This window comes from Lysobacter avium, assembly GCF_015209745.1.
Classification (GTDB): domain Bacteria; phylum Pseudomonadota; class Gammaproteobacteria; order Xanthomonadales; family Xanthomonadaceae; genus Novilysobacter; species Novilysobacter avium.
In genome coordinates this window covers 138818-161247 of the sequence record NZ_CP063657.1, presented here as the reverse complement: position 1 = coordinate 161247, position 22430 = coordinate 138818, and the positions used below count along the sequence as shown (strand labels likewise).

Annotated in this window: 15 protein-coding genes; 6 read left to right on the top strand and 9 right to left on the bottom strand. The window is 65.3% G+C overall.

The features are described 5' to 3' along the window. The first annotated feature begins 98 nt into the window (after nt 1-98). Both INQ42_RS00730 and INQ42_RS00725 read left to right on the top strand, forming a co-directional pair. Nucleotides 99-401 carry a DUF2782 domain-containing protein gene (locus INQ42_RS00730; protein ID WP_194034732.1) on the top strand — a complete coding sequence of 101 codons (303 nt, stop codon included), beginning with the start codon at nt 99-101 and terminating at the stop codon, nt 399-401. A gap of 7 nt (nt 402-408) precedes the next feature. After that, a complete protein-coding gene (locus INQ42_RS00725) occupies nt 409-840 on the top strand; it encodes a GNAT family N-acetyltransferase (protein ID WP_194034731.1) in 432 nt (143 codons plus the stop codon). Here INQ42_RS00725 and alkB read toward each other — a convergent pair. From alkB to INQ42_RS00685, 8 genes are all read right to left on the bottom strand, one after another. Beyond that, nucleotides 837-1502: a DNA oxidative demethylase AlkB gene (gene alkB, locus INQ42_RS00720; RefSeq protein ID WP_194034730.1), complete on the bottom strand. Its 666-nt coding sequence runs from the start codon at nt 1500-1502 to the stop codon at nt 837-839. The two genes, INQ42_RS00725 and alkB, sit on opposite strands and share 4 nt — an antisense overlap. 16 nt (nt 1503-1518) lie before the next feature. Continuing rightward, the gene (locus INQ42_RS00715) at nt 1519-2484 is read right to left on the bottom strand and encodes a GGDEF domain-containing response regulator (RefSeq protein ID WP_194034729.1); all 966 of its coding nucleotides are present in this window, start codon (nt 2482-2484) and stop codon (nt 1519-1521) included. Continuing rightward, on the bottom strand, nt 2481-7076 hold the full coding sequence (locus INQ42_RS00710; RefSeq protein WP_194034728.1) for a CHASE domain-containing hybrid sensor histidine kinase/response regulator: 4596 nt from the start codon (nt 7074-7076) through the stop codon (nt 2481-2483). Before INQ42_RS00710 ends, INQ42_RS00715 begins: the two co-directional genes overlap by 4 nt. 2 nt (nt 7077-7078) lie before the next feature. Further along, on the bottom strand, nt 7079-9283 hold the full coding sequence (uvrD, locus tag INQ42_RS00705) for a DNA helicase II (RefSeq protein WP_194034727.1): 2205 nt from the start codon (nt 9281-9283) through the stop codon (nt 7079-7081). 9 nt (nt 9284-9292) lie between these two features. Continuing rightward, nucleotides 9293-11056: a GAF domain-containing protein gene (locus INQ42_RS00700; protein WP_194034726.1), complete on the bottom strand. Its 1764-nt coding sequence runs from the start codon at nt 11054-11056 to the stop codon at nt 9293-9295. Nucleotides 11057-11129: 73 nt separating this feature from the next. Beyond that, complete coding sequence (locus INQ42_RS00695; RefSeq protein ID WP_194034725.1) at nt 11130-12002, bottom strand: universal stress protein; 873 nt, start codon at nt 12000-12002, stop codon at nt 11130-11132. Nucleotides 12003-12029: 27 nt separating this feature from the next. Further along, a complete protein-coding gene (locus INQ42_RS00690) occupies nt 12030-13499 on the bottom strand; it encodes a SulP family inorganic anion transporter (protein WP_407070775.1) in 1470 nt (489 codons plus the stop codon). 100 nt (nt 13500-13599) lie between these two features. Further along, nucleotides 13600-15963, bottom strand: coding sequence for a S9 family peptidase (locus INQ42_RS00685; protein WP_194034724.1), 2364 nt, complete (start codon nt 15961-15963; stop codon nt 13600-13602). 721 nt (nt 15964-16684) lie between these two features. On the opposite strand from INQ42_RS00685, the gene INQ42_RS00680 reads away from it, so the two are divergent. From INQ42_RS00680 to INQ42_RS12840, 4 genes are all read left to right on the top strand, one after another. Then, entirely contained in the window at nt 16685-17044 is a 360-nt protein-coding gene (locus tag INQ42_RS00680; protein WP_194034723.1) for a DUF952 domain-containing protein, read from the top strand. Nucleotides 17045-18075: 1031 nt separating this feature from the next. After that, entirely contained in the window at nt 18076-18597 is a 522-nt protein-coding gene (locus INQ42_RS00675) for a hypothetical protein (RefSeq protein ID WP_194034722.1), read from the top strand. 500 nt (nt 18598-19097) lie between these two features. Then, nucleotides 19098-19505, top strand: a complete 408-nt coding sequence (locus INQ42_RS00670) for a hypothetical protein (RefSeq protein ID WP_194034721.1) — start codon at nt 19098-19100, stop codon at nt 19503-19505. Between the two features lie 73 nt (nt 19506-19578). Beyond that, the gene (locus tag INQ42_RS12840; protein WP_228064395.1) at nt 19579-19998 is read left to right on the top strand and encodes a hypothetical protein; all 420 of its coding nucleotides are present in this window, start codon (nt 19579-19581) and stop codon (nt 19996-19998) included. A 120-nt stretch (nt 19999-20118) separates the two neighbouring features. Here INQ42_RS12840 and INQ42_RS00665 read toward each other — a convergent pair whose 3' ends face one another. Beyond that, entirely contained in the window at nt 20119-21042 is a 924-nt protein-coding gene (locus tag INQ42_RS00665; protein WP_194034577.1) for an IS110 family transposase, read from the bottom strand. Between the last annotated feature and the right edge of the window lie 1388 nt (nt 21043-22430).

Genomic DNA, 22430 nt, shown 5'->3' with positions numbered 1-22430 from the left:
GCGGGGTTTTGCCGTCCCGCCCACATGCACGCGCGGTATCCTGAATCGTGTCCGGCCTCGCGCCGCCACCCTTGTCTCAATCGAATGGAGAGTGCGCCATGCGTATCGTCCCGACCCTGTTGATCGCGCTTTCCCTCGCGCTGGCCGGCTGCACCACCACCGGCGGCCAGCCGGACCCGAACGACCCGACTGCGGACCTGCGCAATGCGGAGGTGATCGAGAGCGTGCAGGACAACGGCGATGTGATCCAGGAATACCGGGTCAACGGCCAGCTGAAAGTGGTCAAGGTCACCCCCCGCCGCGGGCCGACCTATTACCTGATGGACGACGATGGCGACGGGTTCCCGGATGAGGCGTCCGAGGATGCCAAGGTGTACTGGAAACTGTTCGAGTGGAACTGAGGGTCTGATGCCGGTCATCCGGACCGTCGTCACCAGCGACGAGCTGCGCGCGGCGTGGCCGGTGGTCGCCCAGTTGCGTCCGGAGCTGGACGAGCAGCGCTTCGTGACCCAGATGCAGCGCCAGATCGCCGACGACGGCTGCCGCGCCAGCGTCCTCTATGACGACCAGGGAGTGCCGCGCGCGTTCGCGGCGTGGCGGGTGATGGAGATGCTCGCGGTCGGACAGCACGTGTACGTGGATGACCTGATCACCGATGCCGATTCGCGCAGCCGCGGCTACGGCAAGGCGATGCTGGACTGGCTGAAGGGGGAGGCGAAGCGGCTGGGCTGTGTGCGCCTGCAGCTGGATTCGGGCACCCAGCGCCAGGACGCGCACGCGTTCTACCTCCGCGAGCGCCTGCGGATCGAGGCGCTGCATTTCGGCATCGAACTGACCTAGGCCGCGCCGCTACCGGGACCGGCCTTGCGAAACGTCAGATTGATCCGCTGCGCGCCCAGTTGCGGGTGCACGCCCGGGGCGACCGGCATCACGCCGTGGAAGCGTAGACGGTCCACCCCGCCCCAGACCACCACGTCCCCATGGGCCAGCGCCACGCGCACCGGACGGTCGCTGCGCGCCAGGCCACCGAACAGGAAGGTGGCCGGCAGTCCCAGCGATACCGAAACGATCGGCTCGGCCATGTCGTGCTCGTCGCGGTCCTGATGCAGGCTGAGCCGGGTGCCGGGCCGGTAGCGGTTGATCAGGCAGGCATCCGGTTGGAAGTCGGGGAAGCCGGCGGCAGCGGCGGCCGCCATCGCCATGTGCAGCATCGGCGCCGGTAGCGCTGGCCATTCGCGACCGCTGGCGGGATCGCGTGGGGCGTAGCGATATCCCCGACGATCGCTGACCCAGCCCAGCGCACCGCAGCTGGTGGTCGCCACCGACATCGCCAAACCGCCCGGCGTGGTCATGTGGCGGAAGGGAGCCGCGCGGATGACGTCCTTCAATGCCGGCAGCAGATCGTCGATCGCGGCCAGGGCGAAACCGTGCAACAACCACGCCTGCCCGCCCATCCGCAGCCGGGTCCCGGCATCCAGCGCGGCGAAGAGGTCGGCGCCCATCCCGCCGGCCTTGCGGTCAGGGTGCCAGCGCGGGCTCGCCGGCGACCGGCTCGACCCGCACGCAGTTGCGGCCGGCTGCCTTGGCGGAGTACAGCGCCCGGTCCGCGGCCGCCAGCAAAACCTCCGGCTCGCCGCCGGGCACCGGAACGACGGTGGCCACGCCGACACTGACGCTGATCCTGCCAAGGTCACTGTCCGGATGCGCGATCGCCAGCTCGGCCACCGCCTGGCGGATGTGCTCGGCGACGATCGCCGCACCGTGCGCGTCGACATGCGAGAGCAGGGCTGCGAACTCCTCGCCGCCAGTGCGCGCCACCAGGTCGCCGGGGCGGGAGACGCAAGCTGCCGCCGCCTCGGCGACCTCACGCAGCGCATCGTCGCCGGCCAGGTGGCCCTTGCTGTCATTGAAGCGCTTGAAATGGTCGATATCGAAACTGACCAGCGACAGCGGGGAACCGAGGCGCGCGCAGCGGCTCCACTCGTCCTGCAGGCAGTCGTCGAAATGGCGGCGGTTGGCAATACCGGTCAGGCCGTCGACCCACGCCAGGCGTCGCAACAGGTCCGCCTGCTGTTTGAGCGTGAGGTGGGCGCGCACGCGGTGACTCACGGTGCGCGCGTTGAACGGCTTGGTGATGAAGTCCACCCCGCCGGCATCCCAGCACGCGGCCTCGCCGTCCGGGTCGTCCACGCCGGTGACGAAGATCACCGGGATGTCGCGGGTGGCCGGATCGGCCGCCAGGGCACGACAGACCGCCAGGCCGCCCGGCTCCGGCATCACCACGTCCAGCAGCACCAGGTCCGGCGGCGTGCGCCGGCAGAACGCCAGCGCCTGTTCGCCACCCGTCGCCATGAACATGTCGTGCTCGTCCTCGAACAGGCGGTGCAGGGTGAGGATGTTCGTGGGCTGGTCATCCACCACCAGGATCCGGGCACGCCGGCCGGTGACCAGCGGCGTCGATGGAATTCGCTCGGCTGAGCTCATGGGCGGTCCTTCTGCAGCAATGTGTCGACCCGCTCCACTGCCGATGCGAACGCCAGGTTGGCGAGCGCGTCATCGATCTCGGCGGCGGCGGGCGGGTCATGATGCGCAAGCGCCTGGCGAAGGCCGGTGAAGGTGTCCAATGCCGTCAGGCTGGAGGCCGCGAGCAGCTTGCGCAACTCGCTCAGGCCGGCTGTCAGATCTGCCGGCAGCGGACCGTCCCGCACAGGCGCCTGCGGATCGGCCTGCGTTGACGTGGGGTTCCCGGCGCCGGGACGGATGCGGGTGATCTCGGCGATGACCGCGTCGATGGCGCTGCCGATCGCGGCCAGGCTCGCCTCGTCTGGCAGTTCGCCCGCGGTAGCTTCTGCGGCGACCGCGCGGTTGGACACGCCGCGCGCCAGCAAGGCCAGTTGCTCGGCGCCGGCAATGCCGGCCAATCCATAAAGTGTGTGCAGGTGGCGCAACACGGCTTCGCGATCACCCGCGGCGTGAGCCGAGAGCAGCGACAGGTGCACGTTTCGGGCGGCACTGGCGAAGCGGTCCAGATTGCCGTCCAGCGCGGCCTGGTTTCCGGCAAAGCGCTGCAGCGTCGCCGCCACGTTGAGGACTGCAGCGACCTGTTGGCGGGAATCCGCGCGATGGCTGGCGGAGGTGCCCGGCGCGGAAGGCGCGGTCGGGAGCCCCGGTTTGTAGCCGCCCGCGGACTCATCGTGCGCGACGCTGTGTGTCCAGTGGCGCAGGCGTGCGATCAGGTCATCCAGATCGAAGGGCTTGCCGATGTGATCGTTCATCCCGGCGGCGAAACTCGCTTCACGGTCACTGGCCTGGACGTTGGCGGTCATCGCCACGATCGGAAGCGCGTCAAAGCCCGGCATCGCCCGGATCCGCCGGGTGACGGTGTAACCGTCCATGTCCGGCATCTGGATGTCCATCAGGACGACGTCGTAGCGGGTCGGCTCACCCGCCAGCAACTGCAGCGCGATCGCACCGGCACTGGCGATGGAAACGTCCGCGCCCTCCGCCGAGAGCAGCTCATCGACCACCTGCTGGTTGGCCGGGTTGTCCTCGACCACGAGGATCCGCATTCCTTGCAGGCGGTGCACCTCAGGCAGCGCGGCTTCGCCACCCGTTGCCCCGTCGTGCGCATTCACTCCGGCCACCGCATCCAGCAGCATCGATACCGTCACCGGTTTCATCAGGAAGCCGTCAAGCGCTGAGGTCTCCGCCGCGCTGCGCTCGCTGAGCAACTCGCGGCCGTGCGCGGTGACCATCACGATCAGCGGCTCGGCGCCATTGCTGCGCCCGGCGCGGATGCGCTGGCTGGTCTCCCAGCCATCCATGCCGGGCATCCGCCAGTCGATGAACACCACGCCATATGGCTGGCCGGCGGCGCGCGCGGTCTCGATATTGTCCAGACCTTCCTGGCCGCCGGCGGCGACGTCCACCTGCCAGCCCAGCGACAGCAGCATCTCGCGGATCGACTCGCGCGCACTGTCGTTGTCGTCCACCACGAGCGCCTTCATGGGTTCCCGCACGCCTGCCCGGACGGCGGCCGCGGCCCCGTCTGCGTGCGTCGACGCGCCTTCGGGGATCTGGAAGCCGAGGGTGAAATGAAAACGGCTGCCCATGCCGCGCTCGCTGTCCACGCCCAGCTCGCCGCCCATCAGGCGAACCAGCTTGCGACTGATCGCCAGGCCCAGCCCGGTGCCACCGAAGCGTCGGGTCGTGGAAGCCTCGGCCTGGGTGAAGCCCTCGAAGATGCTCTCCAGCTTGTCGCTGGCGATGCCGATGCCGGTGTCGCGCACCTCGAACCGGATGCTGACCTGCTGTCCGTCCCGCGAGGCCACCCTGGCGCTCACCACCACCTCGCCATAGTGGGTGAACTTGACCGCGTTGCCGGCCAGGTTGATCAGCACCTGCTGCAGGCGCAGCGAGTCGCCCATCAGCTGGGACGGAATCGCCGGGTCGAGGTCGTAGACGATCTCCATGTCCTTGTCGCCGACATTGCTGCCCAGGATGGTGGCGAGGTTGCGCAGCAGCGGGTCGAGCGAGAATTCCTGCGATTCCAGCAACTGGTGGCCGGCCTCGATCTTGGAGAAGTCGAGGATGTCGTTGAGGATCGCCAGCAGGGTGCTTGCGGCCTGCTCGGTATTGGCGGCGTAATCGCGCTGGCGCGCATTCAGCGGCGTGCGTTGCAACAGCTTCAGCATGCCCAGGATGGCGTGCATGGGAGTGCGGATCTCGTGGCTCATGTTGGCCAGGAAGTCGCTCTTGGCGCGGCTGGCGGCTTCGGCGTCGGCCACGGCGCTCACCATCGCCGTCTCCGCCGTGCGCTGCACGGTGATGTCCTCCACGATCGACCACACGTAGCGCTCGTCCTCGATGTCCAGCGTCATGCCATTCAGGCGCACCGGCACGTGGGTGCCGTCCTTGCGCAGGAAATGCTTCTCGTAGGGACCGTAACTGCCAGTGCGATCCAGCGTTGCCTGGACGCGACGTTCCTGGGCCGCGTATTCCTTCGGTGTAATGGCGCTGTGGTGGAGGTTGCGAAGCTCGGCGGGCGGATAGCCGAGCAGTTCCTGGAAGGCCGGGTTGAATTCCACGAACGCGCCGCTGCTGTCGGTCAGCACGATGCCCAGCGGGGACAGTTCGAACAGGCCACGCAATTTGGCTTCGCTGAACTTCAGCGCGGCCTCGCGTGCCTTGCGCGCGGTGAGGTCGACCGCGATGCCGAGATAGCCGAGCAGGCCGCCGTCGTCGCGGCGCAGTGCGCTGATGGTGACCAGGGCCGGGATGCGGCGACCGCTGGCGGCCACGTACGTCCATTCGCCGGCTTCGGGCGCCTCATGCGCACGTGCAATCAGTGCATCGAAACCTGCTTTGACCGGCCGGCCGAGTTCGGCCTCGCAATGCATCGCGCGGATCGCCATCTCGTGCGGGTCGTGGAAGCGCTCGACGCTGCTGCCCAGTGCGGCATCCGACGCCACGCCCAGCATCTGCTCGGCGGCGGGGTTGAACAGGGTGATCGCACCGTCGGGGTCGGTGGCAATGATCCCGTAGCCGGCGTTGTCCAGCACCGCGCGGCGCAGGGCCGAGGACGCTTCCAGCTGCGCGGTACGGACCTGGACCTGCCGCTCCAGGTTGGCATTGAGTTCCTGCACTTCACGGGCGCTGCGATTGCGTTCGCGGATATCGCGGATGGTCATCGCCACCCCGGCCACGCCGCGCCTTGCGCTGCGTATGGGCGCCGTCGTCAGCTCCACCTCGATCAGGTGGCCGTCCTGGTGGCGGCGAACCGTCTCCAGCGCCACCACCGGCTCGCCTGCCAGTGCCGAGTCCATGATCCGGGCGTCCTCGCGGATCTGCTCGAACGGCACGATCAGTTCGACCAGGGCAACGCTCAGTGCCTGCTCGGACTCGTAGCCGAACAACTGGGTCGCCGCTGCATTCCACTCGGTCACGCGGCCGTCGGCATCGGTGGCGATGATGGCGTCATGCGAGCTCTCGGCGATCGCCGCCATGCGCGCGCGGCGGTTGAAGACCCGCAGGCGACGCTCGCGCGCAGACAAGCCCAGCAGCAGGATCAGTGCCAGCAGCGATGCCGCGCCCAGTGTGGTGGAAGCAACGGTCAACGGCGAGGTGATGTTCTGGCGGGCGAGCAATTCCCGGCTGGGGTGGATCACCAGTTCCCAGCGACGGCCGTACATCGGCAACTGGCGGTGTCGGTCGAAGGCGACCGCGGCCGTTGCGCCTTGCGCCGGCAGCGCATTGAGCACAACCGGAGCTTCGGGATCGGTGACATCGCGCAACTCCACCGAATAACTGCGATCGGTGCTCCCGCCAAGGAACTCACCGGTAACCAGCGGCGCAAACACCCAGCCGGTGGCCAGCGCAGCGCGTTGCTCCGGCGGCGGTGTCACCCCGCCGCGGTACACGGGCAACAGCAGCAACATGCTGTAGCCGGCCTCCCCGCGCGACTGGACCAAGGTGATCGGCCCGGTCAGCGTAGGCTGGCCGCTTTCCAACGCGGCCAGCGCGGCCTCGCGTCGCGTCGGCTCGGACGCGATGTCCAGCCCCAATGCGGGATGGTTACGCTCCAGGGGCTCGATATAGGTGACGACGAAGCGGTCACCGTCGTTGGGACTCAGCGATTGGATGGCGAAATCCCGGGTGCCCCCTTCGCGCTGCCCGGCAAGAAACGCCGCTTCCCGGGCGGGCGTAACGCGTTGCACATAGGCAAAGCCACGGGCACCGGGGAACTCGGCGTCGATATCGCGCGACATCACATAGTCGCGATAACGCTGGCGCGCTTCCGGGGTCGCCCGGCCGTCACCTGGCACGGCGCCCCGCGTTCCGCGCAAGCCGTACTCGTAGAGCTTCATCCGTCGCTGCAGTTCACTGCTGGCACTGTCGGCAACGGCGTCGACCGCCGCCCCCATTGCCTTGATCTTCGCGTCGTGCTGGCGGATGCCCAGCGCGCCCGCGGCGACCAGTCCGACCAGAAACACCGCGCTGGGCAGGATCATCGACAGCCGCACCGGCTTGCGGCCCTTTCCGGGCGTGGGTGGGTGCCGCGCCGGTGTGGCAGCCATGTCTAGGCGGGACTCAGGTTGGCGTAGGACAGCACCAGCCATTTGCTGCCGGCATCGGCGAAGTTCACCTGCACCCGCGCGTGGGCACCGGCGCCTTCGAAGTCGGTCACCACGCCGGTGCCGAACTTGGGATGGCTGACGTTGGCGCCCAGCGGCAGCGGCGGAGCTTCGATGGCGGCGTGGCCGAGGTCGCGGCGCGGGGCGCTGTTGTACATCGGACGCGAGACCTGCAGCTTGGGCCGCACCTCGTGCAGCAATGCCGGCGGGATCTCGCGCAGGAAGCGCGACGGGATGCCGTACATTTCCTGGCCGTGGATGCGCCGCGCCTCGGCGTGGCTGAGCACGAGCTTCTCGCGGGCGCGGGTGATGCCGACATAGGCCAGCCGGCGCTCCTCCTCCAGCCGCCCGGCCTCTTCGATGGAGCGGTGGTTGGGGAACAGGCCCTCCTCCAGCCCGGCCAGGAACACCAGCGGGAATTCCAGCCCCTTGGCGCTGTGCAGGGTCATCAGCTGCACGCCGTCCTCGCCCGCCTGGGCCTGGCCCTCGCCCGATTCCAGCGACGCGTAGGCGAGGAAGGCAACCAGCTCGGGCATCGCCTGCGCGTCCTCCTCGTCGGCGTGGACGAAGCGCGAGGCAACCGATACCAGCTCGTCCAGGTTGTCGGTGCGCGAGTCCAGCGTGCCCCTGGATTCGCGCGCGTAATGCTCGCGCAACCCGGAGCGCAGCAGGACGTGGTCGATCTTCTCCTGCAGCGGCATCTCCGCGATGTCGGCCTCGGTCGCCTCGATCAGGGTGATGAAGCCGACCAAGGCATTGCGCGCACGCGCCGCCAGCAGCGTGTCACCGGTCAGCGTGCGCGCCGCGTCCCACAGCGGGATCGCCCGGTCGCGTGCGCGCCGGCGGACCTCGTCCAGGGTGCGCTCGCCGATGCCGCGAGTGGGCGTATTGACCGCGCGCTCGAAGGCGGCGTCGTCACTGCGGTTGGCGACCAGGCGCAGGTAGGCCAGGGTGTCCTTGATCTCGGCGCGCTCGAAGAAGCGCTGGCCGCCGTAGACGCGGTAGGGTACCTTTTCCGCCAGCAGCTGCTCTTCAAAGGCGCGCGACTGGGCGTTGCTGCGGTACAGGATCGCCACGTCGCCGTGGCTGCCGCCGTCGCGCACCCACTGGGCGAGCCGCTCGACCACGAAGCGCGCCTCGTCGATCTCGTTGTAGGCCTGGTAGACGTCGATCGGATCGCCGCCGCCGCTGTCGGTCCACAGCTTCTTCCCCAGCCGGTCGGGGTTGTGCGCGATCACCGCGTTCGCCGCATCAAGGATGTTAGCGCTGGAGCGGTAGTTCTGTTCCAGCCGGATGGTCTGCGCGCCCGCGCTCCCGGTCTTGCCATCGACGCCGAAGTCGTTGAGGAACTTCTGCATGTTCTCCACCTTGGCGCCGCGCCAGCCGTAGATCGACTGGTCATCGTCACCGACGGCGAAGACCTTGCCGGTGTCACCGGCGAGCAGGCGGATGAAGCCGTACTGGATGGCGTTGGTGTCCTGGAACTCGTCGACCAGGATCTCGCCGAAGCGGTGCCGGTAATGCGCCAGCAACGCCGGGTTGTCGCGCAGCAGCTCGTGGGCACGCAGCAACAGCTCGGCGAAATCCACCAGTCCGGCGCGGTCGCAGCGTTCCTGGTAGGCCTCGTAGCAGCGCCGCATGACGTCGGTCCACTGATCGCCAGGGTCTGGTTGCAGATGCTGCGGCCGCCGACCCTCGTCCTTTTGCGCGTTGATCCACCAGACGATCTGGCGCGGCGGGAAGCGGGTGTCGTCCAGCTCCAGCGCCTGCACCACGCGCTTGACCAGCCGCAGCTGGTCGTCCGAATCGATGACCTGGAAGGCCTCGGGCAACCTGGCTTCCTGCCAGTGCAGGCGCAGCAGGCGATGGGCGATGCCGTGGAAGGTGCCGATCCACATCCCGCGAACGCCGCTGGGCAGCTGCGCATCGACGCGGTGGCGCATCTCGGCGGCGGCCTTGTTGGTAAAGGTGACGGCGAGGATCCCGTGGGTCGGCACGCCGAAGACTTCATTGAGCCAGGCGATGCGATGGGTCAGCACCCGGGTCTTGCCGGAACCGGCGCCGGCGAGGATCAGGTAGTGGCCGGGCGGCGCGCTGACCGCGTCGCGCTGGGCGGGGTTGAGCGCGTCAAGCAGGTGGGAGACATCCATCCGCTCATTCTACCGGTGGTGCCCGCCCTCGCTCGTGGACGCCTCCGCCGTGGCGGTTTCGCCCTGCGGGTCGAGCATCAGCCGGCGCAACTCGGCTTCCAGCTCTTCGATGCGCAGGCCGATGCCGGCGGTCGCGGTGGTGTCCAGGTGACCGAGGCCGTCCAGCAGCTGCGCCAATCCATCCAGGCGGAGCTTCTGGTCGCGCAGGTACTGGGTGCGGAACGGGCTTTCCGCGGGATCGGCGTTGTGGGCGGCTCTGGAACGACGACGCTGCTCGCGCAACATCCGTTGCAGGCGTTCGGCACCACTGCGGTCGGCGGCGGTCCATTCGCGGCTGCGCCCTTGCACCAGTTCGCGCCAGGTCGCAAAGCTGCGCCGCGGCGCCAGACGCACGCCGTCGTCGGTGGCCACCCGGCCCTCGTGCGGGTCGCCGGCCCAGTCGACCTCTTCGACCTGCTCGACGCGAAACAGGAACACCCAGTCCTGCGGTGATCCCAGGTTGATCGCCAGCACGCCCGCCAGTCCTGGCGCCTGCAATGCGGGCGCATTCCAATCGCTGGCGACATCGCTCATGGCGACCCCGCCGCGTTCCTCGGCGTTGGCCCATGCCACCAGCCCGGCAGGGTCAGCGCCGGCGGGCGCGCGGCCGACGACGTCCCAATGCCCATTGATGGCCAAGCCGGCACCGTCGCCGTCCAGGACCTGGCGCAGGTCGTCCAGTTCGGCCAGCAGCGCTGCGTCGAAGTCGCCGGCGGTGAACAGGCGCATGACCACGGCATCGCGCAGGTGCTGGGTGGCCTCGAAGCGCTCCATCGCCAGTTCCTGTTCGCGCGCGGCGATGCGCACCGAGACGAACATCCCAAACAGGTCGGCCGCCGAGCGGGCGCTCGCACTCAGGCGCCGCGCCTCGCGGTGGTGGCAGGCGATCAGGCCCCACAGGCGACCCTCGCTGATGAGGGAGATCGACATCGACGCCGCGACGCCCATGTTGCGCAGGTACTCCAGGTGCACCGGGGAGACGCTGCGCAGGACGTGCTGGCTCAGGTCCACCGGTTCCCCGCCCGGACCGGTGGCGGGCACGATGCTGACCGGTTCGTAACGCGCGTCGGGGATGACCCGGACCCGGTTGCGCAGATACAGGCGGCGAGCCGGCGGCGGAATGTCGCTGGCCGGATAGCGCAGGCCCAAGTAGGGCTGCATGCCCTCGGCGGCCACCTCGGCCACGACCTCGCCGGTGTCGTCGGCGCGGAAGCGGTACACCATGACCCGGTCGTAGCCGGTCAGCTGGTGGACCTCCGCCGCAACGTGCTGGAAAAACTCCGCACCCACCGCATCGCTGCCCAGGCGACTGACCATGCGCTGTGCGACCCGGGTCGGCGCGCGCGTGTCCTGGCGCGTGGAGCGCGGTTCGAACTCGATGTGCAGCAGCCCTTGCCCTGCATGCGCGCTTATGTCACACGGCATCATCAATGCACCGACGTTGCCGACGCCCACACGCTGCGCGGTGTCATCGTCCGGCGCCGCCGCGGCCACCGCATCGCGGACCTGCAGCAGCATGTCGTCCTCGAGGAAGTGGGTCATCTCCAGGCCCAGCACCTCGGCGGGCTCCAGGCCGAGCAGCTCGGCGATGTTGGCCGACACGTGACGGATCCGCTCATCGACCAGGCCGCAGCTGACCAGGTAGCCGTGCGGCTGGATCGCCCCGGTGGTGTGGATCGGCGCGGTCAGGCAGTCCTGCGCGGGATCGGTCATTGGCGGGAGGGTTTCACTCATCGCGGGGTCGTCTCACTGGCCGATGGGGCTTGCGTTGATGGGGTCACCATACGACACGGGTTCCGCAGGCCGCTCAGCGCAGCAGCAGCACGGCGATCGGGCAGGTGCGCACGATCTGGCTGGTGGTGCTGCCGACGACGAGGTTGCGGATGCGGGAATGGCCGTAGGCGCCCATCACCAGCAGGTCGATGGACCGGTCGGCGACCTGCGCGGCGATGACGTCCTCCGCGGCGCCGGGAACGGCGCGCATGACCGGCGCGAAGCCGGCCGCATGCAGCTGCGCCTGCGCCCACTGCATCGGTTCGGCGTCCACCCTGTCGGCGTCGGCCACCATCAGCACCTCGCAGTGCAGCCCCTTCAGCAGCGGGCTGGCGGCGACCAGCTCGATGCAGCGGCGGGTGGTGGCGCTGCCGTCGAAGGCGATCATGAAACGCTGCACCGGACGCCAGGCGCGCGGTGCAACGAGCACCGGTCGCTCGACGGCGCGGATCACCCGTTCCAGGTTGCTGCCCAGATGCCCGCGCGCGAAGTCCGCGTGCTCGCCGCGTTTGCCGAGCACGAACAGGCGCACGTCGTCCTGCAGGTCCAGCAGGGTTTCCACCAGACGGCCCTGGCGCTGGCGGATGCTGGCCTTGGCGCCATGGGCGGCGGCCACGTTTCCGGCTTCTTCGAGCAAGGCTCGCCCGCGCTGCTGGGCCAGCTTGCCGCGCTGCTCGTCGAGCAGGGCCATCTGCTCCAGCAGGCCTTCCTGGGCGCCCAGGTTGAGGTTGCCGGTCAGGTCGATCGGCACCGGCGCGGCCTCACGGTCGATCGCGTGCATCAGCTCCAGCGGCGCGGACAGGCGCGCCGCCGCCCAGCCCGCATGCGCGGCGACACTGGCCGCATAACCGGACACGTCGATTGCGCCCAGCACGCAGCGTTCGGGAAAGGTGGCCTCAGCGCTCATCACGACGTTCTCCTCAATGGCCATCGATCAGCCGGCGGCGCCGGGCTTGTCGTACACGCCCAGTTGCGCCACCAGCGCGGTGCTCGCCTCGTCCAGGCCGACCACCTCCACTGTGGCGCCTTCGCGGCGGAAGCGCATCACCGCCTTGTCCAGCGCGCCGACCGCGCTCAGGTCCCAGAAGCGCGCCCCCGAGACATCGATGGTGACGTGCTGCAGCACTTCGCGGAAATCAAAGCCCGCGGCGAACGCGCTGCTGGAGGCAAAGAATACCTGCCCGGTCACCGTGTACCGGCGCGCGTTGCCATCGGCGTCCAGCTGCGAGTCGATCCGCAGCACCTGGCCGACCTTGCGGGCGAAGAAAAGCGCCGACAGCAGCACGCCGGTGAGCACCCCGCGGGCCAGGTCGCTGGTCAGCACGGTCACGATCACGGTGCCCAGCATCACGATGCTGGAGGTGGCCGGGTAGTGGCGCAGGTTTTTGATCGAGGACCAGTTGAAGGTGCCGATGGAGACCATGATCATCACCGCCACCAGCACCGCCATCGGGATCTGCTTCACCCACGGGCCGGCGAACACGACCATCACCAGCAGCACCGCGCCGGCGACAAAGGTCGACAGCCGACCGCGCCCGCCGGACTTCACGTTGATCACCGACTGGCCGATCATCGCGCAGCCGGCCATGCCGCCGATGAGGCCGGTGGCGACGTTGGCCACGCCCTGGCCGACGCATTCGCGGTTCTTGTTGCTGGGCGTGTCGGTCAGCTCATCGACGATCTGCGCGGTCAGCAGCGACTCCAGCAGGCCGACCACGGCCAGGGTCAGCGAAACCGGCAGGATGATCCGCAGCGTCTCCAGGTTCAGCGGCACGTCGGGCAGCAGGAACACCGGCAGGCTGTCGGGCAACTCGCCCATGTCGCCAACGCTGCGGATATCGAGCTTGAGCACCACCGCGACGATGGTCAGCACCACGATTGCCACCAGCGGCGAGGGCACCGCGCGGGTCAGGTACGGGAACAGATAGATGATGCCCAGACCGGCGGCCGTCATCACGTATACCGTCGAGGGCACGTTGGTCAGCTCGGGCAGCTGGGCCATGAAGATCAGGATCGCCAGCGCATTGACGAAGCCGGTGATCACCGAGCGTGAGACGAACCGCATCAGGCCGCCGAGCTTGAACACCCCGGCCAGCATCTGCAGCACGCCGGTCAGCACCGTCGCGGCGAGCAGGTACTGCAGGCCGTGGTCCTTGACCAGGGTGACCATCACCAGCGCCATCGCCCCGGTGGCCGCGGAAATCATCCCCGGCCGGCCGCCGGTGAAGGCGATTACAACGGCGATGGAAAACGACGCGTACAGGCCGACCTTGGGATCGACCCCGGCGATGATCGAGAACGCGATCGCCTCGGGGATCAGCGCGAGCGCGACGACCAGGCCGGCCAGCACATCGCCGCGGATATTGCCGAACCATTCGCGGCGGAAAGGGGAGATAGCGCTCAAGGACCGTCAACTCTGGCGTCGGGGCCGGCGGCTGGGCCGGCAGGCGGGCGACGCAGTGTAGCGGCCCGCGGGCACGGCACTGGAGGCGGAGGCGGCCGGGTCAGGACTTGTCGGCCTGCATCTTGTATTCCACCGGCGGCTGCGCCCCCATCAGGTGGCGGACGAAATAGTCCCAGCGTCGCCGGGTCATGTAGCCGGTGTCCTTGCCGAAGCTGTGGCGCGCGTTGGGAAACAGCAGCAGGTCGAAATCCTTGTTGGCCTTGATCAGCGCGTCCACCACCAGCAGCGTGTTGGAGGGATGCACGTTGTTGTCCATCATCCCGTGCGCCAGCAGCAGCTTGCCGCGCAGGTTGGCGGCGCGGTTCTGGTTGGCCTGGGCGTCGTAGTTGCTGCTGCCGTCCTTGGTGACCTCCAGCCCCATCCACTTCTCCGCCCAGTCGTCCTCGTAGTTGCGATTGTCGTGGTTGCCGGCCTGGGCGACGCCGACCTTGTAGAACTCCGGGTAGGTGAACATCGCATCGACCGTGGCGTAGCCGCCGCCGGAATGGCCCCAGACGCCGACCCGCTCAAGGTCCATCCACGGGAAGCGCTTGCCGAGCTCACGCAGGCCGGCGACCTGGTCGGGCAGCGTGTTGTCGCCGATGTCGCCGTCGAAGGCGTCGTGGAAGGACTTGGAGCGCCACGGCGTGCCCATGCCGTCGATGGCGACCACGATGAAGCCCAGCTCGGCCAGCGCCTGGTGGTCGGCGCGGGCGACGTTGAAGCTGCGGCCGCGCACCGAGCCGGTCTGCGGGCCGGGGTAGATGTAGTTCACGACTGGATATTTGCGCGACTCGTCCAGGCCGGTCGGGGTGAACAGCATGCCGTACAGGGTCGTCTTGCCGTCGCGGGCCTTGACGGTGATGGACGTGGGCGGCACCCAGCCGATGGCGCGCAGGCGGCTGTCATCGGCGCGGGCGATCACCGCGATGTCGCTGCCATCCCCGCTGCGGCGCAGGCGGGTGACCGGCGGCGTCTGCGGGGTGGAATACGCATCGACGAAGTAAGTCCCGTCGGGCGACAGGCTAATGGTGTGGTCGGCGTCTTCCGGGGTCAGCAACTGCGGCTGCCCGCCATCGAAACCGACCTTGTAGAAGTGCTGGTAATACGGATCGCGTCCTGGCTCCATGCCGACGCCGCGGAACCAGATCGTGCGGCTGTCGGGATCCACCCGCAGCACCTGGGTGACGTTGCCCTCGCCGCTGGTGATCGCGTGCTTGAGTTTGCCGGTCGCCAGGTCGTGCAGGTAAAGATGCCCCCAGTCGCTCTTCTCGCTGAACCAGATGAACTCGCCGCTCTCGGGCAGGTACTGCCAGTTGACCTTGCCGTTGCCGCTCTCGAAGTAGGTCGGCGCGTGCTCGTGATACACCTCGCGCACCTTGCCGGTGGCGGCGTCGGCGACCCGCAGCCAGGTGTCCTTGTGGTCCCGCGAGGTGGAGGCGAACGCCAGGGTCGCGCCATCGGGCGACCAGCGCACGTCCTCCCAGCCGCCATCGCAACTGACGTCGTCGCACAGGGTGGACCGGTGCTGGTCGGGCGGCATGTCCAGCCGCACGACCTTGCGAGTGGGCACGTCGATGATCACGCGCTCGATCATGGTCACCTTGTCGGCCCCCGCCAGCGGGTACTTCCAGCGCTCGACCTTGGGCAGGCCGACATTGGTGCCGACCAGGACCATCTCGCCCACCTCGCGCTGGTCCTGCTGGAAGGTCGCGATTTTGCTGGAGTCGGGCGACCAGACCAGGATCGCGCGGTCGCTGTGGGTCCAGCCGGCGTTGTCGGTGGCGTAGCCGTAGTCGGTGCGGCCGTCCGTGGTCAGCCGGGTCTCCGCGCCCGTGTCGATATCGCGCACCCACAGGTTCCAGTCGCGGATGAAGGCGCCGAGCTTCTCATCGGGCGACAGCACCATCGGCGCCTTGGCATCGGCATCCGCGTCCTGGGCGGACGGCTTGCGCGTGTCGGCATCGACGGCGACGCAGACGGACTTGTCCTGCAGGTCGCACAGGTAGCGCTGCTTGGCGACAGTGAAGTCGAAGCGCCCGTCCTGCGCGACCTTGAACGCGGTGACGGCCAGCTTGGTCGCGTCCGCCGGCTTGCCGGTCGCGTCCGCCAGCGCCTTGGCCAGCAGCTCGCGGTCGAAGGCATCGCTGATGGTCCCGGTGGCAGCATCGACGCGGCGGAAGTGGTCGCCGTCGGCATCGTGGTCGCGGAACCAGAAGTGGCCGTCGTCCTGCCAGATCACGGTGTTCACCGTGTGGTCCAGCAGCGGCGTGGTGTTGTAGCCCATGAACGATTCCGCCCGCGCGTAGTCCGCCGGCCTGACGGACGGCATCGCGTCCTGCGCCCCCGCCGTCGGAGCCGTCGCCGCCAATACCCCGCCCATCACGGCGCCCAGAACCCGTGAACTGCCTTTGCCCACACCCATCGACCTGACTCCTGCCAGTGATCCCAAACGGAGTGATTGGAACACGGATGCATTGATGGGTCATGCAGCGACGGGGGAAGGGGCTGGAATTCAAACCTCGCGGCGATTGGGAACACGAGTTGCGCGCATCGGGGCGGAGTGGGACGATCCGAGACTTGGGGAGCACCGCCGGACCGCATTCCAGATTAGACACAAGGATTAGGCACCTTCGCTCAGCGGAAGTCGTTGATTTCTGCAGGACTTACGCTGAAAACTCGGACCGGACTATCCGGATTACGCACAGGGAATAGGCACCATTTTGGTGTCGAATAGGTGTTAGGTCGCAGTAAAAGCATCTTTCGTTGCAATGGTTTTCGTAGCACTTTCTTGATTCGCTTCAGCGGAGTTTCTGGTTTCGCATCACGTGGCTTTTCTGGCGCTATGGGGAGGGGGGTTGGGGAAGCAGTTGGTGGCCTGCGCCGCGGCGTTATCGCTCGGCTGCATTACGGCCATCGGGTCCATTCCGGCAGTGCAGTTCATCGGGCGCAGGTACGGTTTCCTGCTCTGCTCCAAGCCGGCTCTTTCGCAAGCGCGTGTTCTCGGCTACGGTTGCAACCTAACTGGTCATTCAAGCCGAACCCGCGAAGTCCCATTTCCAGGCTGAGTCGCGGTTCGATTTCCATCAGCATCCGCCCCACGCGCTGCGGGTCGGCTTAATTCCGGTGTTAGGCGCGTGGAGAGCATGGAAAACCTGTTTCGAGTGGTCTCAGCCACAGAACTGTCGACAGCAATTGAGTCAGGGCTCGTTCCGCGCTGCCCGTCGGACGAGCGGAGCAATTGCGTGCACTTGAATCTCCGCCGAGATGTGGAGACTGTAGCCAACTTGTATTTCACGGCAGACGAGGCGCCTGTGGCGTTGGAGATCCGACGCGCCGACATACAGGAAGGGCTGGCATTTGCACCCCCAACGGAAGGCAAGCCGTTCCACCAGGCCACGCTCCCTCGCCCAAACGTCTTGTTTGCCTCGGTAGTCGCGGTGCATCCGCTTGCCGTGGTGCAATCCAACGGCGCGTCTACCTTCAAATTTGTGGCGGGCACCTAACTGGTCGTTCAAGCCGAGCCCACGAAGTCCCATTTCCAAGCAGAGTCGTAGTTGCATTACCATCAGCATCCGGCCAACGCCTTGGGGGCCGGCTTAACTACGGTGTTAGGTCGCAGTAAAAGCGTCTTTCGTGGCAATGGGTTTCCGCAGTTCTTACCTGATTCGCTTCACTGGGGCTTCTGGTTTCGTGGCGCGTGTTTTACCGGCATCACCGGGGTTTGGGGAAGCATCTGGTGGCCTGCGCCGTAGCGTTCTCGCTCGGCTGCTTCACGGCCATCGGGTAAGTTCCGGCAGTGCAGTTCATCGGGCGCAGGTACGGTTTTCAGCGGTGCTGCAAGCCTGGTCTTTCGCAAGCGTGTGTTCTCGGCTACGGTTGCAACCTAACTGGTCATTCAAGCCGAACCCGCGAAGTCCCATTTCCACGCTGAGTCGCGGTTCGATTTCCATTAGCATCCGGCTCACGCGTTGCGGGTCGGCTTAATTCCGGTGTTAGGCGCCAATGGGGTGCAACGTGCAAGCAGCACTTTCCGCGATTTTATTGCTCTCCAGCGGCTTGGATTACTCTGCTGTAGCGGCCGAGTCTGTACCGGCGCAATTCATCGGAACATGGAGTCCTAACTTAGAGGACTGTGCTTCGGGGAACAATGACGGCATAGTTATAATTGAAGGTTCCTATATCTCACACTGGGAAAGCGCTGGGCCTATTCGTGCGGTTGTGGTACGTAACCACGATGAAATGGCGTTGGTAGCTGAGCTGGCTGGCGAGGGGGACACTCGTCTTTCAACTGAGCGGTACGTGCTCACACCCAAAAGCGGACTTATGTTTGCTAGCAATTTTCCCGGGCGCGAACTCGCCCTTTTTCGTTGTCCGCCTCCGCTATAGCTCAGCCGCCGCCCATTAGATCCGCGCCTAACTTGTCATTCAAGCCGAACCCGATAAGTCCCATTTCCAGGCAGACTCGTGGTTCAATTCCTACCGACGACCGTCCCACGCGTTGCGGGTCGGCTTAATTCTGGTGCTAGAGATGCTCATGAAGACCATCGCGACGTTACTACTACTAATCATATCCACCGTTTCATGGGCCGGTGAGTTCGGACCCTGGACTTTCGGCATGTCCCAAGAGCAGGTCCTTGCAGAAACGGCAGAAGGCCCATACCGTGCTTTCTCCAATGGCAACCTAGAAACCTATAACGGCGACTTTTTCGGTGAAAAACGTAACTTTCAGTTCTATTTCGAACACGGATCGCTTAGGCGGATAGCCATTCGCACTTATGAAGGCCCAAATCTAGAGCAAGCTACCGCTGCGTGGCAACAGACCTACGAAGCTTTGCAGGCGCGTTTTGGGGAAATGGAGGCACCTTACATTGTGGGAACCTCTCTTGAAGAGCTTTCGGCGCACGCGCGATCACGGGCAGAGTTGGGTGAGAGTGCTCAAATGGCCCCAATAGCTCAACCGAATGACGCGGTTGTCTTTGGATCGTTAACTAGCGTTGTGCACGAAGGCGTCAGGTACTACGCGATGACCGTCAACCTCGATCAGCCGCAACTCTAACAGGTCATTCAAGCCGAGCCCGCGAAGTCCCATTTCCAAGCAGAGTCGCGGTTGGATTTCCATCAGCATCCGGCTCACGCGTTGGGGGCCGGCTTAATTCCGGTGTTAGGTCGCAGCAAAAGCATCATCGGCGTCCGCGCGGTGTCGTAGCGACTGCTTGAATCGCTTCACCGTAATTTCTGGTCCCGCAACACCTGATTGGAGCGCACCGCCGGGGTCAGCGGATACATACGCAGGCCTGCGCCGTTGGGTTCTCGCTCGGGCACAACGCGGCGACCGTGCACATCCGCGCAGTCCAGTTCAACGGGCGCAGTCACGGTCTCTGGCGCTGCGCCCAGCAGGGTCTTTCACCGCTGACTTTTCTCGGCTACCTTTGCAACCTAACTGGCAGTTCAAGCCGAACGCCCGAAGTCCCATTTCCAGGCAGACGCGTTACTCAATTTCAGTCAACCTCCGGTGTACGCGTCGGGCGTCGGCTTAACTACGGTGTTAGGCCGCTCATGAATAATCTTCGAAGTCTTGCGATCACCATCTATGCTCTGATGGCTCTTTGTGCGCCAAGCCCATCTCATGGGCAGGCTACCGGGCCTATCATGGGTGCATTCAATCTCCACTTCACAGACGACCTTGTTGGCAAGTGTGCTGCGAGCTATCCAGCAAGCGCAGCAAACATTACCGAAGCGTTTGAGAGCATGAAGATCAGAAATAGATCTTACCTGTCATTTAGCGACTGGAATGACATCAGGCGCAAGAATAAGGAAATTGCCTTAGCTCAGCCGGAGCGCAACGAATACATAAATGAGATTGTCAACGATCGGAGTTGCGCGCTCGTGCTCGGTCAACTTTCAGTCAGTGGCGAACTTGATCAACACATTGCCAAGCACTTTCCAAAGATCTATGGGCCCTAAGGCGCGGCCTAACGATTCGTTCAAGCCGATGCCGCTTCGCGGCACGGCTTAACTCTGGTGTTAGGGCGCTGATATGAGTTCACAGTCAATCAATTTTCGTTTTTGGCTACGTGCCGCAACAATCACTGCATTCGCTCTGGCGCTTACTGTGGTTGCAACCACGGTCATTGTGTCTTGGTCCCTTTCTGGCACGCTTGAGTGGGCCTTATTTGCAGCATCACTCGGTGGTGCCGTTGGCTCGCTCCAATATCGTACGGCGCTTGCGGTGCCTGCTGTATCCCGGCATTGCGGATTTGTTTGGCTCCTGTCAGTCACTTGGGCCTCGGTATTTCTGCTTGCCGCGCTCAAGGCCGGAGAACCATACCCAACTGATCACTGGTCGTTTCTTGCAAAAATGGGCGCAATGCTCGGTCTGGCTGCAGCAATGTCCCTCATGTGTTTCTTTCCCTTAAAATGGCTCCAGGGCGGTGGCAGTCCTCGCTACGCGCCCTAACAATTCGTTCAAGCCGAAACCGCTTCGTTCCACCAAATACATGGCAGATAAAGCTTGCCATGTATTTGGCTCCACTACGCGTTTCGGCTTAACTCAGCAACTGTCTTGCAAGCCTGCTGGTCAGACCATCGCGAGACCCTCCGCTCGCAGCTCGTCGCGTCGCCTGGCGTTGACGATTCCCAGCAGCTTGCGCATGCAGGCCACCAGAGCGATCTTGCCCAGCTTGCCGCGCTCCCGTAGCTGCAAGTAGTGGGCTTTCATCATCGGATCCCAGCGCACCGCCGACAGCGTGGCCATATACAGCGCGACTCGCACCGAGGATCGGCCGCCGCGGATGCGACGTTTGCCGGAACCTTGTCCACTGTCGCGATTCATTGGTGCCACGCCCACCAGCTTTCCGATCTGCCTGCGATCCAAATGCCCAAGTTCGGGAAGCAAGGCGAGCACGGTGGCCTGGAATACCGGACCCAACCCTTTGCTGGACTGAACCGCCGGTGTGGCGTGTTCCTTAACCAGAGTGCGGATGGCGGCATCGATCGCAGCCTGTTCGCGCACCAGCGCAGCGATGGTTCCGGCCACCAGCTTGCGCACCTCGCTGGGGGCCATCGCGGACTGTTGTTTCTGTGCCTGCAATGTCATGACAACCTGGCTGCGTCGACGCAGCCAGCTCCGCAGTTCGCGCTGCCAGAGCGGCAGTGCCACATGGCAACGCAGACGATCCGCAAACAGGTCGGCCATCAGTGCCAGCAGGCGGGCATCGATGGCATCGGTCTTGGCCAATTCACCGGTGGCCCGGGCAAAGTCCCGTGCCTGCCGCGGGTTCACCCGTGCGATCCACAGACCACCATCGCAGCACGCTTCCAGCAGCGCCTCTTCGTAGCCGCCGGTGGCTTCCACCACGATCCTGGTCGCCTTCAGCGTTCGCAGTCGCTTGACCGCCTTGGTAATCCCCGCCCTGGTATTGGGATAGCGGGTCACCGCTGCCTGCCCGTTAACAGCCAGATCAAGGCTCGCCTTTCCGACGTCGATCCCCACTGCCGTCATGTCGATTCTCCGATACAGTTGGCGGGTCGAGAGCATCGCGTCCGAGGCCCACGCTTATCAGTTCGAGGGACACCTCGAGCAACTGTTCGGGCGCAGGGCGCGAGATCCGGCATGCGGCCCCTGCTGAATTACGGTGGGCTGACACCGAGGTGTTATCGGGCGCGCATGCCGGGCTCTCGGCGCTCAGCGTAGGGCAACTTCAAGACATAAGGTGTTAGGCCCGCTAGATGCAGACTCGCAAGATTGGACAACCGTTAAACAGTGCAGCGCTCGCAGCGCTTGCCGCGGCGGTCGCGCTGTCGGTTCCGGTTGCTGAGCGTCTCGTCGCCGCTGCGTGGCAGTGGTACAAATTCGCGGGCTACTCCAACGACGGCCACATCAGCCTTAGCCTCAGCACTAGTCTGCTTTTCTCCAGTCTGCTCGCAACTACGTTCGGCTTTGCTTTGTGCGTCAATCGCGTTGCTGCGCGACGTTCCGCACCTCGCGCAGTAGCTTGGTCGCTGTGGGCAATGTACGTTACAGCTGCCGCTGCGGCGGCATACTGGCTCCTAGGCTTCAGCAGCCTCAATGCCTGGCGGGCCTAACAATTCGTTCAAGCCGAAACTACTTCATTACACCAACAACATGGCAGGTAAAGCTTGCCATGTTGCCGGCTCCACTACGTAGTTCGGCTTAACTCTGGTGTTAGGGCGCAATGGAACAAGAGTCGCAACCGTATAGATTCAAGATCTCGCTTCGCCTAACTCATCCGGTGGCGGAGCTATGTCATTGCACTTCCGAGTTTGGTATGGAGCCATTGCGTCAGTGGAAGGTCGGAGACGCGAGAACAACGCCTCGCGGGAATCCTCTAGAAGGCCTGAGGTCTAATTCATACTGGACGGTGCCGCTAGCTATATCTGAGAAAGAAGATCTGGAGGCGGCTTTAGCGCGAATTGCTCAATGGCTTGGCGAGCACGATTCTTTCATGCTCATTCATGCTGACTCAGGGGGATCCGCTGCACTCTTCATCGGATTTTTTCTTGAGAGCTTCAATAGCGGTTTCTTGCTAGAACCATCACTTCTCGCAAAGTACTCAACACTAGGGGTTGCTTTGGATTTTGACATGTATGGACCGGACGACGAGCCGGTTGCGCCCTAACAAGTCATTCAAGCCGAAGCTACTTCGTAGCTCGGCTTAATTCCGGTGTTAGGGCCCAAAGGACTCTTTGCACATCCGACAGATCACTCCTTGCATCGCGGGCCGAGATTTCTGAGTTTTATCTGACGTTCTCAAGGTACGAGTTCGCGCTAAAAGCTACCGGCTTTGCGAAACAGACAGATCGTGGCGCGCAGATCGACTGGGACAAGCTGGCCACGACGCTCGGAGACCTGGATGGCCTCTTGGGCGA

Excerpts from the sequence above, each read along its gene's own strand:
- INQ42_RS00730 (WP_194034732.1), top strand. The coding sequence starts at position 99 with ATGCGTATCGTCCCGACCCTGTTGATCGCGCTTTCCCTCGCGCTGGCC.
- INQ42_RS00725 (WP_194034731.1), top strand. The coding sequence starts at position 409 with ATGCCGGTCATCCGGACCGTCGTCACCAGCGACGAGCTGCGCGCGGCG.
- alkB (WP_194034730.1), bottom strand. The coding sequence starts at position 1,502 with ATGGGCGCCGACCTCTTCGCCGCGCTGGATGCCGGGACCCGGCTGCGG.
- INQ42_RS00715 (WP_194034729.1), bottom strand. The coding sequence starts at position 2,484 with ATGAGCTCAGCCGAGCGAATTCCATCGACGCCGCTGGTCACCGGCCGG.
- INQ42_RS00710 (WP_194034728.1), bottom strand. The coding sequence starts at position 7,076 with ATGGCTGCCACACCGGCGCGGCACCCACCCACGCCCGGAAAGGGCCGC.
- uvrD (WP_194034727.1), bottom strand. The coding sequence starts at position 9,283 with ATGGATGTCTCCCACCTGCTTGACGCGCTCAACCCCGCCCAGCGCGAC.
- INQ42_RS00700 (WP_194034726.1), bottom strand. The coding sequence starts at position 11,056 with ATGAGTGAAACCCTCCCGCCAATGACCGATCCCGCGCAGGACTGCCTG.
- INQ42_RS00695 (WP_194034725.1), bottom strand. The coding sequence starts at position 12,002 with ATGAGCGCTGAGGCCACCTTTCCCGAACGCTGCGTGCTGGGCGCAATC.
- INQ42_RS00685 (WP_194034724.1), bottom strand. The coding sequence starts at position 15,963 with ATGGGTGTGGGCAAAGGCAGTTCACGGGTTCTGGGCGCCGTGATGGGC.
- INQ42_RS00680 (WP_194034723.1), top strand. The coding sequence starts at position 16,685 with ATGGAAAACCTGTTTCGAGTGGTCTCAGCCACAGAACTGTCGACAGCA.
- INQ42_RS00675 (WP_194034722.1), top strand. The coding sequence starts at position 18,076 with ATGAAGACCATCGCGACGTTACTACTACTAATCATATCCACCGTTTCA.
- INQ42_RS00670 (WP_194034721.1), top strand. The coding sequence starts at position 19,098 with ATGAATAATCTTCGAAGTCTTGCGATCACCATCTATGCTCTGATGGCT.
- INQ42_RS12840 (WP_228064395.1), top strand. The coding sequence starts at position 19,579 with ATGAGTTCACAGTCAATCAATTTTCGTTTTTGGCTACGTGCCGCAACA.
- INQ42_RS00665 (WP_194034577.1), bottom strand. The coding sequence starts at position 21,042 with ATGACGGCAGTGGGGATCGACGTCGGAAAGGCGAGCCTTGATCTGGCT.